The organism is Micromonospora sp. LOL_024, from assembly GCF_048060415.1.
Lineage (GTDB): Bacteria > Actinomycetota > Actinomycetes > Mycobacteriales > Micromonosporaceae > Micromonospora.
The window spans coordinates 1-555 of sequence record NZ_JBHMIS010000183.1 but is presented as its reverse complement, the minus strand read 5'-3'; the positions used below and the strand labels follow the sequence as shown (position 1 = coordinate 555).

Genomic DNA, 555 nt, shown 5'->3' with positions numbered 1-555 from the left:
CCAATCGACACGTCAGCCCAGCTCACAGCCCCGCACATCGACAACGCAAAGACCCTGGGTCCTGTTCTGGCTCATGGTCTTCGCAAACTCATGATCACCAGCAGGTCGCACCCGTCCTACATCGACCTCCGGATCTCGCTGACCTCCACCCAAAGCCCCAGCTCAACGGCCCGCCAACCGACTACGCAACAGCGTGTGCCACGAACGAGGAATGGTGATCGCAATGTAGGAGCGATTTCAGAGGGCGGTCCGCAGTAACTTGATCTGATCTATGCATTGCGTCTGGTTGGTGGCTTTCTGGCAGGTTCGCTATGGATAGCGGCAGGCCGATGGGTTGAATGTGAGTTCTGGTCGTGACCGTCAGGCGGATTGGGCGTTAGCCCGGTCATGGGTGATCGAAAGCCGTATCCCAGCGATGTCACCGACGAGCAGTGGGAGCTGATCGGACCGTTTCTGCAGGCGTGGAAGGCCAAGCGGGTCGCGGTCTCGGTGTCGGGCAGGGCCCCGGAGTAGTCCTTGAATGTCCGGTTGGTTATGGGATGCCGTGTAGTGCCA

General features: G+C 59.6%; 1 pseudogene. It reads left to right on the top strand.

Features of this window, described 5'->3' with window-relative positions:
* Positions 1–387: 387 nt before the first annotated feature.
* Positions 388–501, top strand: a pseudogene (locus ACFHWY_RS28805) (transposase); the annotation flags it as partial.
* Positions 502–555: the final 54 nt, after the last annotated feature.